14 protein-coding genes are annotated in these 13,556 nt (G+C 64.6%); 9 read left to right on the forward strand and 5 right to left on the reverse strand.

What is annotated here, in order from left to right:
* Positions 1 to 210: 210 nt before the first annotated feature.
* The 6 genes from P9255_RS24910 to pcaC are packed head-to-tail and all read left to right on the forward strand — an operon-like array spanning position 211 to position 5,394.
* Positions 211 to 903: a 3-oxoacid CoA-transferase subunit A gene (locus P9255_RS24910; RefSeq protein ID WP_309765072.1), complete on the forward strand. Its 693-nt coding sequence runs from the start codon at positions 211 to 213 to the stop codon at positions 901 to 903.
* A 16-nt stretch (positions 904 to 919) separates the two neighbouring features.
* Positions 920 to 1,576: a 3-oxoacid CoA-transferase subunit B gene (locus P9255_RS24915; RefSeq protein ID WP_309765071.1), complete on the forward strand. Its 657-nt coding sequence runs from the start codon at positions 920 to 922 to the stop codon at positions 1,574 to 1,576.
* 28 nt (positions 1,577 to 1,604) lie between these two features.
* Positions 1,605 to 2,807 (forward strand): 3-oxoadipyl-CoA thiolase, encoded by a 1,203-nt coding sequence (gene pcaF / locus P9255_RS24920; protein WP_309765070.1) that lies wholly within the window; start codon positions 1,605 to 1,607, stop codon positions 2,805 to 2,807.
* 4 nt (positions 2,808 to 2,811) lie between these two features.
* Positions 2,812 to 4,170, forward strand: coding sequence for a 3-carboxy-cis,cis-muconate cycloisomerase (locus tag P9255_RS24925; RefSeq protein ID WP_309765069.1), 1,359 nt, complete (start codon positions 2,812 to 2,814; stop codon positions 4,168 to 4,170).
* A 40-nt stretch (positions 4,171 to 4,210) separates the two neighbouring features.
* Positions 4,211 to 5,005 carry a 3-oxoadipate enol-lactonase gene (gene pcaD, locus P9255_RS24930; RefSeq protein ID WP_309790589.1) on the forward strand — a complete coding sequence of 265 codons (795 nt, stop codon included), beginning with the start codon at positions 4,211 to 4,213 and terminating at the stop codon, positions 5,003 to 5,005.
* A complete protein-coding gene (gene pcaC, locus P9255_RS24935; protein ID WP_309765067.1) occupies positions 5,002 to 5,394 on the forward strand; it encodes a 4-carboxymuconolactone decarboxylase in 393 nt (130 codons plus the stop codon). Before pcaD ends, pcaC begins: the two co-directional genes overlap by 4 nt.
* A gap of 84 nt (positions 5,395 to 5,478) precedes the next feature.
* Here the strand turns inward: pcaC and P9255_RS24940 are convergent, their stop codons facing one another.
* Together P9255_RS24940 and P9255_RS24945 are read right to left on the reverse strand one after the other, a co-directional pair.
* Positions 5,479 to 6,756, reverse strand: a complete 1,278-nt coding sequence (locus tag P9255_RS24940; protein ID WP_309790590.1) for a DUF3443 domain-containing protein — start codon at positions 6,754 to 6,756, stop codon at positions 5,479 to 5,481.
* 17 nt (positions 6,757 to 6,773) lie between these two features.
* Positions 6,774 to 7,241, reverse strand: coding sequence for a DUF2844 domain-containing protein (locus tag P9255_RS24945; RefSeq protein WP_309765064.1), 468 nt, complete (start codon positions 7,239 to 7,241; stop codon positions 6,774 to 6,776).
* 419 nt (positions 7,242 to 7,660) lie between these two features.
* On the opposite strand from P9255_RS24945, the gene bamC reads away from it, so the two are divergent.
* Both bamC and P9255_RS24955 read left to right on the forward strand, forming a co-directional pair.
* Positions 7,661 to 8,866: an outer membrane protein assembly factor BamC gene (gene bamC / locus P9255_RS24950; RefSeq protein ID WP_309765063.1), complete on the forward strand. Its 1,206-nt coding sequence runs from the start codon at positions 7,661 to 7,663 to the stop codon at positions 8,864 to 8,866.
* 474 nt (positions 8,867 to 9,340) lie between these two features.
* Positions 9,341 to 9,631, forward strand: coding sequence for a putative quinol monooxygenase (locus tag P9255_RS24955; protein WP_309790591.1), 291 nt, complete (start codon positions 9,341 to 9,343; stop codon positions 9,629 to 9,631).
* A gap of 24 nt (positions 9,632 to 9,655) precedes the next feature.
* On the opposite strand, the gene P9255_RS24960 is transcribed toward P9255_RS24955, so the two are convergent.
* The 3 genes from P9255_RS24960 to P9255_RS24970 all read right to left on the reverse strand — a co-directional run bounded on the left by P9255_RS24960 (position 9,656) and on the right by P9255_RS24970 (position 12,500).
* Positions 9,656 to 9,916, reverse strand: coding sequence for a DNA-binding protein (locus P9255_RS24960; RefSeq protein WP_309765480.1), 261 nt, complete (start codon positions 9,914 to 9,916; stop codon positions 9,656 to 9,658).
* A gap of 163 nt (positions 9,917 to 10,079) precedes the next feature.
* A complete protein-coding gene (gene aceB, locus P9255_RS24965) occupies positions 10,080 to 11,690 on the reverse strand; it encodes a malate synthase A (RefSeq protein WP_309765061.1) in 1,611 nt (536 codons plus the stop codon).
* Between the two features lie 63 nt (positions 11,691 to 11,753).
* Positions 11,754 to 12,500: a haloacid dehalogenase type II gene (locus tag P9255_RS24970; RefSeq protein WP_309765060.1), complete on the reverse strand. Its 747-nt coding sequence runs from the start codon at positions 12,498 to 12,500 to the stop codon at positions 11,754 to 11,756.
* A gap of 139 nt (positions 12,501 to 12,639) precedes the next feature.
* Between P9255_RS24970 and P9255_RS24975 the strand changes: the two genes are divergently transcribed.
* A complete protein-coding gene (locus tag P9255_RS24975) occupies positions 12,640 to 13,545 on the forward strand; it encodes a LysR family transcriptional regulator (protein WP_309765479.1) in 906 nt (301 codons plus the stop codon).
* Positions 13,546 to 13,556: the final 11 nt, after the last annotated feature.

Genomic DNA, 13,556 nt, shown 5'->3' on the forward strand with positions numbered 1-13,556 from the left:
CGAATCGCGCGGCCTTCGTTGACATGGCAACGAACGCCGGACTAACATGCCGATGTTCGCTAAACGAATCCATGTTCGCATGACGAACATTCCGATGCAAGAGGGCACGGCAGCGGGTATACCCGGCTTCGAGCGCGAAACGCGCTGACCGCTTCACAAAGGCGATGACCGCGGCGACCAGCCGGTTCTGGTCACAGGAGAAGAGTGCAAATGATCAACAAGATTTTCGATTCGCTCGCGTCGGCGGTGGCCGACGTCCACGATGGCGCTACCATCATGATCGGCGGTTTCGGGACGGCGGGCATGCCGTCCGAACTGATCGATGCGCTCATCGAGCAAGGCGCGCGCGATCTGACCATCGTCAACAATAACGCAGGAAACGGCGACACCGGTCTCGCCGCGCTCCTCAAGGCGAAGCGCGTGCGCAAGATCATCTGCTCGTTTCCCCGCCAGACGGATTCGCACGTGTTCGACGCGCTGTATCGCGCGGGCGAAATCGAACTCGAACTCGTGCCGCAGGGCAATCTGGCAGAGCGCATTCGCGCGGCGGGCGCGGGCATCGGCGGATTCTTCACGCCTACCGGTTACGGCACGAAGCTCGCGGAAGGCAAGGAAACCCGCGAGATCGACGGCAAGCATTACGTGCTCGAATCGCCGCTGCATGCCGACTTCGCGCTCGTGAAGGCCTATAAGGGCGACCGCTGGGGCAATCTGGTCTATCGTAAGACGGCGCGCAATTTCGGGCCGATCATGGCGAGCGCCGCGAAGACCGCCATCGTGCAGGTGTCGAAAGTCGTGCCGCTCGGCGAACTGGACCCTGAGAACATCGTCACGCCGGGCATTTTCGTGCAGCGCGTCGTGGAAGTGCCGCAAGCCGTGCATCAAGCTGAACTCGCTGCCTGAGGAAGGACGGAAAGCCATGAAGAAACTGACTCGTGACGAAATGGCCAAGCGCGTGGCCGCCGACATTCCGGAAGGCGCGTACGTGAACCTGGGCATCGGCGTGCCGACCCTCGTCGCCAATCACCTCGCGGCGGATCGCGAAATTTTCCTGCACAGCGAAAACGGTTTGCTCGGCATGGGCCCCGCGCCCGCGAAGGGCGAGGAAGACGACGAACTGATCAACGCCGGCAAGCAGCATGTGACGCTCTTGACGGGCGGCGCGTTCTTCCATCATGCGGATTCGTTCGCGATGATGCGCGGCGGCCATCTCGATTTCTGCGTGCTCGGCGCGTTTCAGGTATCGGCCAGGGGCGACCTCGCGAACTGGCATACCGGCGCGCCCGATGCGATTCCCGCTGTCGGCGGCGCGATGGATCTCGCCATCGGCGCGAAGCAGGTCTACGTGATGATGGAACTGCTCACCAAGCAGGGCGAAAGCAAGCTCGTAGCCGAGTGTTCCTATCCGGTGACGGGCGTGGAGTGCGTCGACCGCGTCTACACGGACCTCGCCGTGTTCGACGTGACGCCGGAAGGCTTCGTCGTGCGTGAAATTGTTGACGGCCTGTCGTTCGACGAACTGCAGAAGCTGGCGAACGTGCCGCTGCAATACGCGCCGATTTCCGAAGCGGCCTGAGAGACACTACCGAAAACTGGAGCAAGCGATGAAAGAAGCCTTCGTATGTGATGCGATCCGCACGCCGATCGGCCGCTATGCCGGCGCGCTGTCGTCCGTGCGTGCCGACGATCTCGGCGCGGTGCCGCTGCGCGCGCTCGTCGAGCGCAACAAGGAAGTGGACTGGGAAGCGGTCGAGGAAGTCATTTACGGCTGCGCGAACCAGGCAGGCGAAGACAATCGCAACGTCGCGCGCATGTCGGCGCTGCTCGCGGGGCTGCCGGTCGGCACGCCCGGTTCGACGGTGAATCGCCTGTGCGGCTCGGGCATGGATGCGGTCGGCATCGCGGCGCGGGCGGTCAAATCGGGCGAAGCCGGCTTGCTGATCGCGGGCGGCGTCGAAAGCATGAGCCGCGCGCCGTTCGTGATGGGCAAGGCCGCGACCGCCTTCTCGCGCCAGGCGGAGATTTTCGATACGACCATCGGCTGGCGCTTCGTCAATCCGCTGATGAAGAAGCAATACGGCGTCGATTCGATGCCCGAAACCGCCGAGAACGTCGCCGACGATTACAAGGTCAGCCGCGCCGATCAGGATGCGTTCGCGCTGCGCTCGCAGCAGAAGGCGTCGCGCGCGCAGAAGGACGGCACGCTCGCGCAGGAAATCACGCCGGTCACGATCGCGCAGAAGAAGGGCGATGCGATCGTCGTCACGCAGGACGAGCATCCGCGTGAAACGAGCCTCGAAGCGCTCGCGAAGCTGAAGGGCGTCGTGCGTCCCGATGGTTCGGTGACGGCCGGCAATGCGTCGGGCGTCAACGACGGCGCGGTGGCAATGCTGATCGCCGACGAAGAAAACGCGAAGCGTCACGGCCTCACGCCGCGCGCGCGCATTCTCGGCATGGCGACGGCGGGCGTTCCTCCGCGCGTGATGGGTATCGGTCCGGCGCCGGCATCGCAGAAGCTGCTTGCGCGCCTCGGCATGACCATCGACCAGATGGATGTGATCGAGCTGAACGAAGCCTTCGCGTCGCAAGGGCTCGCGGTGCTGCGCATGCTCGGCGTCGCCGATGACGACGCCCGCGTGAATCCGAACGGCGGCGCGATCGCGCTCGGTCATCCGCTCGGCGCGTCCGGCGCGCGGCTCGTGACGGCGGCGACGTACCAGCTGCACCGCACCGGCGGGCGCTACGCGCTTTGCACGATGTGCATCGGCGTGGGACAGGGCATCGCGATGATCATCGAGCGGGTCTGAGCTCATGTTTTCATCGACCGGACGGCTTACCGATCTGATCTGCGGAAGCGCCGAAGCCAATGCGGTCTGGTCGCCGCGCGCGACCGTTCAGGCGATGCTCGACGTCGAAGCCGCGCTCGCGCGGGCGTCGGCCAAAGCGGGCGTGATTCCGGCGAGCGCGGTGGATGCGATCGTCGCCGCGTGCAGCGCCGACACCATCGACGCGGCCGCGCTGATGACCGGCGCGGCCGCGGGCGGCAATCTCGCGATCCCGCTCGTCAGGCAACTGACAGCGGTGGTGAAGGCGAGCGACGAACAGGCCGCGAAGTACGTGCACTGGGGCGCGACGAGCCAGGACATCATCGATACGGGCGTCGTGCTTCAGCTTCGCGCCGCCCTCGACCTGCTCGATGCCGACCTGCGCGCGCTCGCCGCGTCGCTCGCCACGCAGGCACAGACGCATCGCGCGACGCCGATGATCGGCCGCACGTGGCTGCAGCAGGCGCTGCCGATCACGCTCGGCCTCAAGTTCGCGCAATGGCTGGATGCGATCACGCGCCATCGCACGCGTCTCGCCGACTTGCGCGAGCGCGCGCTCGTGCTGCAGTTCGGCGGCGCGGCGGGCACGCTCGCGAGCCTGCGCGACAAGGCGCTGCCGGTTGCGCAGGCGCTTGCCGACGATCTTCGTCTCGCGTTGCCCGCACTGCCGTGGCACACGCAGCGCGATCGCATCGCGGAAGCCGCTTCTTTCTTCGGCATGCTGACGGGCACGCTCGGCAAGATCGCGCGCGACATCTCGCTGATGATGCAGACCGAACTCGGCGAAGTGGCCGAGCCGGCGGCGGCAGGCAAGGGCGGTTCGTCGACGATGCCGCACAAGCGCAATCCGGTCGGCTGCGCAGCCGTGCTGACGGCGGCGACGCGTGCGCCGAACCTCGTCGCGACGATCTTCGCCGGCATGGTCCAGGAACACGAACGCGCGCTCGGCGGCTGGCAGGCCGAATGGGAAGCGCTGCCCGATCTGGCGCGCTTGACCGCCGGCGCGCTTGCGAACGTGATGGGTATCGTGCCGGGCCTGGAGGTGAATGTCGATCGCCTCGCCGCGAACCTGAACGCGACCAACGGACTCGTCCTCGGCGAAGCGGTGATGCTCGCGCTCGGCGACGCCATCGGCCGGATGGATGCGCACAAGCTCGTCGAGCGCGCATCGAAGGCGGCGGTCGCGAGCGGGCAATCGCTGTACGACGTTCTCGCCGCGGATGAAACCGTCGCGCGCCACCTATCGCCCGAGCAACTGAAGCCCTTGCTCGACCCGGCCAATTATGTCGGTCAGGCGCAGGCCTTCGTCGATGCCGCGCTCGGGCAGCATCGCGCGAGCGCATGACGGCGCCTGCGCCATCCCAACCCGAAGGAGCATCACCAACATGCCACTCGCCGCTGTAAACGGAACCCGCATCCACTATCGCATCGACTCGACGGCCGGCGACGCTGCGCCCTGGCTCGTGCTGTCGAACTCGCTCGGCGCGGATGTGTCGATGTGGACGCCGCAAATCGAAGCGTTCGCGCAGCACTATCGCGTCGTGCGGTACGACACGCGCGGTCACGGTCATTCAGATGCGCCGCAAGGCCCGTACACCATCGACCAGCTGATCGGCGATGTAATCGGCCTGATGGATCATCTCGGCATCGAGCGCGCGAACTACTGCGGCCTGTCGATGGGCGGGCTGACCGGCATCGGTCTCGCCGCGCGCCATCCGCAGCGCTTTTCCCGCATGGTGCTGTCGAACACGGCGGCGCTGATCGGATCGGACGCCCTGTGGACCCCGCGCGCCGCGAAAGCGCGCGAATCAGGCGGGATGGCCGCGCTCACCGATGCCGTCATCGCCCGCTGGTTCACCGCGCCGTTCATCGAGCGTGAGCCGCTCGCGCTCGCCAATATCCGCGATGTATTCCGTCACACGTCGGGCGACGGCTACGCATCGAATTGCGAAGCCATCCGCGACGCCGATCTGCGCGACGAAGCGAAGACCATCGCGCTGGCGGTGCTCGTGATCGCGGGCACGCACGACCTGTTGACGACGGCCGAGCAGGGCCGCGAACTGGCCGCGTATATCGGAGGCTCGCGCTACGTCGAACTGGACGCGGCGCATCTGTCGAACATCGAAAAGCGCGAGGCGTACACGCGCGCCGTGCTGGACTTTCTCGGAGAAGCACAATGACTGACGACGAACGCTACGAAGCCGGCATGAAGGTGCGCCGCGCCGTGCTGTCCGACGCGCACGTGGACCGGTCGCTCGCGAATCGCACGGAACTGACGACCGAATTCCAGGACTTCATCACGCGCTATGCCTGGGGCGAAATCTGGACGCGCGACGGTCTGCCGCGCCACACGCGCAGCCTCATTACCATCGCGATGATGGTTGCGCTCAACCGTAGCGAAGAACTCGCGCTGCACTTGCGCGCCGCGAAGAACAACGGCGTGACGCAGGACGAGATCAAGGAAGTGCTGTTGCAGACGGGCGTCTATTGCGGCGTGCCGGCGGCCAACTCGGCGTTCCATCTGGCGCAGAAGATTTTCGACGAGGAAAGCAAGGCGGGCGGGCAGTAAGCGCTCGGCGGGTCGTCGGGTCGTCGGCTCGTCGGCTCGTGAAGAAAGCCGTCTTTCGATGTCAGAAAGACGGCTTTCGCGCGTCTAGAACGCGTAGTACGGCCCCGTTCCCGCCGGCGTCGGGCGTCCCTCGAGCGCGGTGAACACGCGCCTGCCATAGAAGAACGGCAATCCCCAGTCGAAGAAGCCGTTCGCAGGCCCCGCGAGATTGTTGAACGCGTAATTGCCTGTCGCGAAGAGCGTCGTCGATTTCGCGACGCTGAACGATACGTCGGCGGTCACGCCGGTCGTCGAACTGAGTGTCGCGTTCAGCGCCTGCGTCGTCGCCGGGCAGAACCATACGCCGCACGTCGCAAGCGTCGCCGACGGAAAGAAGAGTCCGTTCGATCCGCTATCGATGAAGCTCGATCCGTACTGGCTGCCGCTGAAGCTCGTCGATACGAAACCCGTGATCGAACTGGACTTCAGCACGGTCGCTGCGCCGAGCAGATTGTTCGCCTGCGATCCGATGCCGAACGTCATCGTTCCCGCCACCGACGATGCGCCCTCCGGCGGCACGGCGGGCAGATCGATCAGGACGCCGTTGTTATCGGCGGCGAAGCGCGCGATCGGATTGGTCACTTGCTGCGCAGCCGCGAGCGCGCTCGGCGAGCAGGCCGCCGACGTACAGCTGTAGTACCAGCGCGGCATCGCGGAATTCGCGCAGCCACCGCCGCAGTCGGCAGTGAACGGGCCGACGCCGAGAATGCCGTTGCCACGCAGCTTCGCCGCATCGAGCATCGGCAGGCCCGACTGGCTGCAATCGGCCGCCGCGCCGGGCACGGCGGTATCGGCGATCAACTGAACCGATGTCGAACGCGCGACGTGGCCAGCGAGCCTGATGTCGGCCTGTCGCACCGCGCCCCACGTATAACCGGAGCCGAACACGGAGCATTCCGCCATTGCCGTGTTTGCCGTGTTGCCGGCGACGATCGGCAGCGCAATCGACGGATTCAGCGCCGATGCGAGCACGCGCAGACCTTGCGAGCCGGTATCGACCTGGATGTTGTCGATGGTCTGGCAGGTGTCGGTACCGGGCACGCAGAGCGTCACGCTCGTTTGCAGCATGTTGCGGGTGCCGTTCGCGAGCGCGGTGACGCGGATCGGATGCACGTTGAGCGTCGTCAACTGCGTGACGACGTTGCTGGCGGGCGCCGGCGCGCTCGCTGCGACCGGCGCGCTGGCTGCCGCAGGAGTGCTTGCTGCCGTCGGCGTGCTGGCCGGCGTGGGTGAGCCGGCGTCCGAACCGCCACCGCCGCCGCATCCGTGAAGCAGGACGCAAAGGGCGATCGCGGGCACGCAAAGTAGCTTGCGGATGATCATGGTTGGTCTCCCCGCGCTCATTCGATGTCCGCAGCGGATACGGCCGGCGGCAGCGCGCTCGCGAGCCACGCGCGGCCGCTGAACTCGCGCAGCCGCGTGCGATTTTCAACGACGAGTTCGCCATCCATCACGCGCGACGTGTGCAGGCCCGCATCGCCGGCGGACGCGTTCGCGGCCTCCCTGAAGCGCTGGAAATACGCGCCGAGCAGCGCCTGCACGTCGGGCATCGCGGGGCCGCGCCAGGACACGGCGTACACGGCGCCCGTCGAATCGACGTACTGCCGCACGGCGACGCCATGCGCGTCGGTCGTCTCGCGGTAAGTCACGAGCCCGCTCCCGGAACGGTTGACGACCGCTCCGTCGGATGCGTCCGCGGTGCGCCCCGTCGCGCCGAGTTGTGCATGCGACAGCGGACTCACGCCCGACAGGATTGTCATCGCGATGGCGGCCCCGGCTACGCGATGAGGATGTCTTAACTTCTTCATTTTGCTCTCCGACTTCTTGGGATTATTCCTATTTTTGAGATTGAATTTTAGGATGAATGGGACACAGGGAGGCGGGGGTGCCGTGTCGTTTGCGCCGCTGGGAAAGTGCGTTGCAAGCGAAAGAAGCGTCTATAAAACAAGGGGTTGCGTGCGTTCGAACGGGAAGCGGCGATGATTTGTCGCGACTGTCATAAATTGTCAAAATCGGGCGGAAAGCATCACTCGTCAGGCGGTGTTGCATCGTGAACTGCTGACAGCCAGTGCATCGCCGTTTTCGGCTGATCAAGCGCAGCGTTCGACGACATGCGGGTCATGCGCCGCCCTCGATGCCTCTTTTTGCACGGCGGTCCGCCGGACCGGTAAAATGCTGGGTTGATCCACGGGCGAACGCCGTGGCGTAGCGGAAGGACTTTCCAGACATGACAGATTTTCGTGTGACCAAGCGGATGGCTGCGCTTTTGACGGTGGCCGGGATCGTGGCGGGATGCGGCACGTCTTCCCCCACCGCGATCAATTACAAGAGCGACCAGCGCTCGAAGCAGTCGTCGCTCGCCGTTCCGCCGAACCTTCTCGACGAAGCGGGCGATCAGCGCTCGCTTCCGCCGCAAAGCGGGCAGGCATCGCTCTCCGACCTCCAGCAGGTTCAGAAAGTCGCGCCGAACGCGCCGACCGTCGTGCCGCCCGTATCAGGCATGCGCATTCAGCGCGACGGCGCGGAACGCTGGCTCGTCATCGACGGCCGCGCGCCGGATCAGGTCTGGCCGCAAGTTCGCCGCTTCTGGCAAGAGCAGGGCTTTCTGCTCGTAGTCGATTCGCGCGACAAGGGCGTGATGGAAACGGACTGGAACGAAACGCATCCGCAGATTTCGGACGGCCTGATCCGCGACACGCTCGCGAAAGCCACCGGCAACTCGTATGTCACCGCCGAGCGCAACAAGTACCGCACGCGTCTCGAAGCCGCGCCCACCGGCGGCACCTACGTGTTCATCAGCCAGAAGGGCATGCGCGAGGCCCTCACGGGCGTCAATAACGACTCCAGCCAGTGGCAGGCACGGCCGAACGATCCCGCGCTGGAGAACGAATATCTGAAGCGGCTGATGTCGTCGCTGGCAATGGCGGATTCGCGCACGGCATCGGGCGCGGCGGATGTGAGCGCGCCATCGGCGAATGCAGCCAAAGCGCGACCGGCCAAGGGCGGCGATTCGAAAGCCGCCGCCGTGGCCGCACAGAACGCGGCCAACGCCGGAAACAGCGCGATCCGCAACGAGACGGTGCCGGAAGCCACGTCGGCGCAACTGACGCTGCCCGAAGCGTATGACCGCGCCTGGCTGCGCGTGGGCATGGCGCTGGATCGCGCGAGCTTCACGGTGGACGACCGCGACCGCGCGCGCGGCGTCTATTACGTCCGCTACGTGGACCCGAACGACAAATCCGCACGCGAGCAGGGCTTCTGGAGCCAGGTCTTCCACGGCCGCAAGGAAATCGTGGCGAAGCAGTATCAGGTAAATGTGCGGGCGATCACGGAAGCGCAAACGCGGGTCGCTATCGTCGACGACAAGGGCGAAGTGGATTCGTCGCCGCAAGCGCGTCAGATCATGGCGTTGCTCGCGGGCCAGATCAGCTGAGCGACTCCTCCACGGAACGTGGAGGTTGTACCGCATGCAAACCGCCTCTTCGCGAGGCGGTTTTTTTTTGCGACGCTCTCACCGCGTGCAAGCGACCAATAACCCAATTAAAAGACAGCCAGCAGTGCGGGCGATATAAACCGCACACATTTATTGCGCTGACGATTGTTTCTATCGTCGAATGTGCGCAATAGCTTATAAAAATTGGCGCGCGACCATTACATTGCGTGCATGGCGAGACGACTGCGCCGCACGGCCCTGATAAAGCCGTGATCGATACACCTTTCCCGGACAACGGCTCGCGCGCGAGCCCCGATGGCCCCGTCGCCTATCCTCGTAGGGCGACGGCTTTTGCCCGCGCTTTAACCAAGCGCGGGCTTTTTCTTTTAACCTGCGATATGCGTTTCAGGCAGACTTTATGGCGGACGTTTATGCTTCGCTTTTAACGTTTACTGAAAACAGGGAGAACCGCTCGTGGAAGAAGTCGCCGTCGTCGCTATTTTCGTCGCCAAGCCGGGAAAGGAAGAAGAACTCAGACAACTCGCCGAAGCGAATGTCGAGCCGACGCGCCGGGAGCCCGGCGCGCTTCAGTACGATCTGCATCGGGACATCAAGGAGCCGCGCCGCTTCATCTTCGTCGAGCGCTGGGCCAGCGAAGCCGCGCTAGAAGAGCACGGCAAGACGGCGCATATCCAGGCGTTTCGCGCCCGGTCGCCCAAGTTCGTCGAGCATGGCGAAGTGCACGTGTCGACCAGGCTGCTCTGACGACGCAGCGCGAACGCCGCGCGCTCAATGCGTTGACTGCGGGACGTCGAGAATGAGGATGATGGTCCAGTCCGCTTCGCCGTCATGGTGATACTGGCGTTCCGCGACGATGAAAGGCTGCTGCTTTCCATCCGGTCCCAGAAAAAGCACGTCGCCTTCCATCGGGAGGCATTCGATCGGCGGCAACGCGAGAAACGCGTCTTTATTGGCATTGCGCGGCATCAGCTTTTCGATTTTGCGCGATGCTGCTTCGGTCCATTCGATATCGAGCTGGATATTGCTCATGCTGTCGTTCGCACGGTGAGTGCGCTCCACGGTTGAATCGTTGAAAAAGACGATGCGCAATGTAGCACACGCCGTGCTCCATCCGTGGGCGCGCGTCGGATGAACAAACGGCCCGCGAGCGCGAACTCGCGGGCCGTTTCATCACGGTGCGTCCAAAGCGCGATCAGATTTCCTCGTACAGCGGCAAAGTCAGGAAGTCGGTGAACTCGTCGGACGTCGACATCGTTTCGAAGATCTTCGCTGCGCGCTCATACGGCTTCGTATCGCTGCCCGAGCCGCCGACGCTCAGCTTCACTTTCTCCAGTTCGTCGATGACGATCTCGCGCACCATCGGCGCCGTCACCTTGCGGCCGTCGTCCAGCTTGCCCTTCGGCGAGCGAATCCATTGCCACACTTGCGAGCGCGAAATCTCGGCGGTCGCGGCGTCTTCCATCAGGTTGTGGATGGGCACGCAACCATTGCCCGCGAGCCACGAACCCAGATAGTGAATGCCGACGTTCACGTTGTTGCGCAGGCCCGCTTCGGTGATCGGCGCTTCGGGACGGAAATCGAGCAGGTCGTGCGCGGTCACTTGCACGTCGTCGCGCTGCTTGCCGATCTGGTTGGGCGCTTCACCGAGCACCTTGACGAACTCTTCCATCGCGACAGGCACGAGGCCCGGATGCGCGACCCAGCCGCCGTCGTAGCCGTCGGTGGCGTCGCGAGCCTTGTCGGCGCGCACGCCGCCCATCGCCTTGTCGTTCGCGGCGGCATCGTTCTTGATCGGAATCAGCGCGGCCATGCCGCCGATCGCCGGCGCGTTGCGCCTGTGGCACGTCTTCAGCAATTGCAGCGCATAGGCGCGCATGAAGGGCACGGTCATCGTGATCTGCGAGCGGTCCGCGAGGCAGAAGTCGGGATCGTTCCTGAACTTCTTGATCGCCGAGAAGATATAGTCCCACCGGCCCGCGTTGAGCCCGGAGCTGTGTTCGCGCAACTCGTACAGGATCTCGTCCATCTCGAACGCGGCGAGGATGGTTTCGACGAGCACCGTCGCGCGAATCGTCCCGCGCGGGATGCCGATGCCTTCCTGCGCCGCGATGAAGATGTCGTTCCACAGGCGCGCTTCGAGATGGCTTTCCATCTTCGGCAGATAGAAGTACGGGCCGCTGCCGCGCGCGATCAGTTCGTGCGCGTTGTGGAACAGGAAGAGCGCGAAGTCGAAGATGCCGCCGGAAACGCGCTGGCCGTCGACGGTCACGTGCTTTTCATCGAGATGCCAGCCACGCGGGCGCACGATCAGCGTCGCCACCTTGTCGTTCAGCTTGTACGACTTGCCGTTCTGATCCAGCGAGATCGTGCGGCGCACGGCTTCCCCGAGGTTGATCTGGCCGGCGATCTGGTTTTCCCAAACGGGCGCGTTCGAGTCCTCGAAGTCGGTCATGTACGAATCAGCGCCGGAGTTGAGCGCGTTGATGATCATCTTGCGCTCCACCGGCCCCGTAATCTCGACGCGACGGCATTGCAGATCCCGCGGCAGCGGCGCGACAGTCCAGTCGCCTTCGCGAATGGCCTTCGTTGCTTCGAGGAAGCCGGGGCGCTCGCCTGCATCGAGCCGCTTTGTCCGTTCGACGCGCGCCGCGAGCAGTTCCTGGCGACGCGGCTCGAAGCGGCGATGCAGCATCGCGACGAAAGCGAGCGCCTCCCGCGTGAGGATCGTTTCGAAGCCGGGCTGGATATCGGCCGAGATTGCCACGCCTTCGGGCAGCGAGAGCGGATTCGACGGTTGCGTCATGTGTTTTCTCCTTGGTCGGTCAGACGGTTCTGCTTGGGGTTTTACTTTGTGGCGATGCGTTTCTCACGCGCCTTCGATGAACGCGACAAGCTCGCTCATGTCGCGTCCCGTGCGATGCGGCGCGACGCCGAGGTTCTCGACGGGCAGGGCGGTGCGATTGAGCCAGAACGTCGTGTAGCCGAACCACGCCGCACCGGCGACGTCCCATCCATTCGACGACACGAACACGATCTCGCGCGCCGCCGCTTCGGTGATGCCGAAGGCGCGGGTGCCGAGCTCATAGGCGCGGGCGTCGGGCTTGTACGCGCGAACGGCATCGACGGACAGGACGTGATCGAAGACACCGGTCATGCCGGCGCTTTTCACGGCGATGTCGAGCATCGGCGGATTGCCGTTGGACAGGATCGCGAGCGGAAGGCAGACGCGATTGCGCAGCGTGTTTAGTGCGGGAAGCACGTCGGGGAACGCGGACAGGCACGCGTATTCGTCCATCAGGCGCTTCTCGGCAGCGCTCGTGAGCGACTGCGCGAGACCGAGGCGCGCCGCGGCGTGGCGCAGCGCATCGATGGTGATGTCCCGGAACGGCGCGTAATGACTGCCGGCAGGATCGGCGAGCGTGCGCAGTTGCGTGTATTCGATCTGCTTCTGCCGCCAAAGCTGCGAGAGCATGTTGCCGTTGCCGGGGAACAGCTGCTCGGCGGCGGCGATGACGGAATGCACGTCGAACAGCGTGCCGTAGGCGTCGAAGATAACGGCTCGGGGAACTGCGGTCGAACGGGATGACGATGCGTGTGTCGTTATGGCCGACATAGCCTTGCACTCCTGGAAGAGGTCGGGACGAATTCTATTGGTGATCGAAGTGAGTGAAAAAGCATCGCGGAATCACTTGATCTTTCACTTTTCGATATCTAATCTCTACGCGGGCATCGAAGACGACGAAGAAAAAGGCATGGATCGGTTCAAGCAGATCGAGACGTTCGCGGCTGTGGCGGCGAAGGGCAGCCTTTCGGCTGCGGCGCAGGCGGAAGGCATCGCGCCGGCCGTCATCGGCAGGCGGCTCGATGCGCTCGAAGAGCGGCTCGGCGTCAAGTTGCTCGTGCGCACGACGCGCAAGATCACGCTCACGTTCGAAGGATCGGCGTTTCTCGAAGACTGTCAGCGCATCATCAACGACATGCAGAACGCGGAAGCGAGCGTCTCGGCGGGCGGCGTGAAGGCGAGCGGGCACCTGCGCGTGTCCGCGCCGGCCGGCTTCGGCAGACGCCACGTCGCGCCGCTGGTGCCGAAGTTCACGACGCTGCATCCGGATGTCTCCGTGAGCCTCGATTTGACCGACCGCATGGTCGATCTCGTCAACGAAGGCTTCGATTGCGCGGTGCGTCTCGGGGAGCTGCCGGATTCGTCGCTCGTATCGCTCAAGCTCGGCGAGAACCGGCGCGTCTGCGTGGCGTCGCCCGGTTATCTCGCGAAGCGCGGCAAGCCGGCGAATCTGGCGGCGCTCGCGCATCACAATTGCCTGGCGCTGGGAGCATCGGCGAACCAGCAGCGCGGCTGGATGTTTCAGCACGACGGCAAGGTGGTGACGATCAAGGTCTCCGGCACGATGGAATGCTCGGATGGGGCGGTGCTTCACGAGTGGTGTCTGGAAGGGCGCGGTCTGGCGTGGCGGTCCTGGTGGGAAGTGGGGGAGGATATTCACGCGGGACGGCTCGTGAGCGTGCTGGACGCGTTCGCCGCGCCGCCTATCGGCATTCATGCGGTGTTTCCGCAGCGGCGGCATTTGCCGTTGCGAGTGCGCCTGTTTCTCGATTTGCTCAAACATACGTATCACGCGTCCGGGTATTGGGGCGAGTAGGCCGTCCGGCT

Origin of the sequence: Caballeronia sp. LZ019, from assembly GCF_031450825.1 — a bacterium.
GTDB lineage: Bacteria > Pseudomonadota > Gammaproteobacteria > Burkholderiales > Burkholderiaceae > Caballeronia.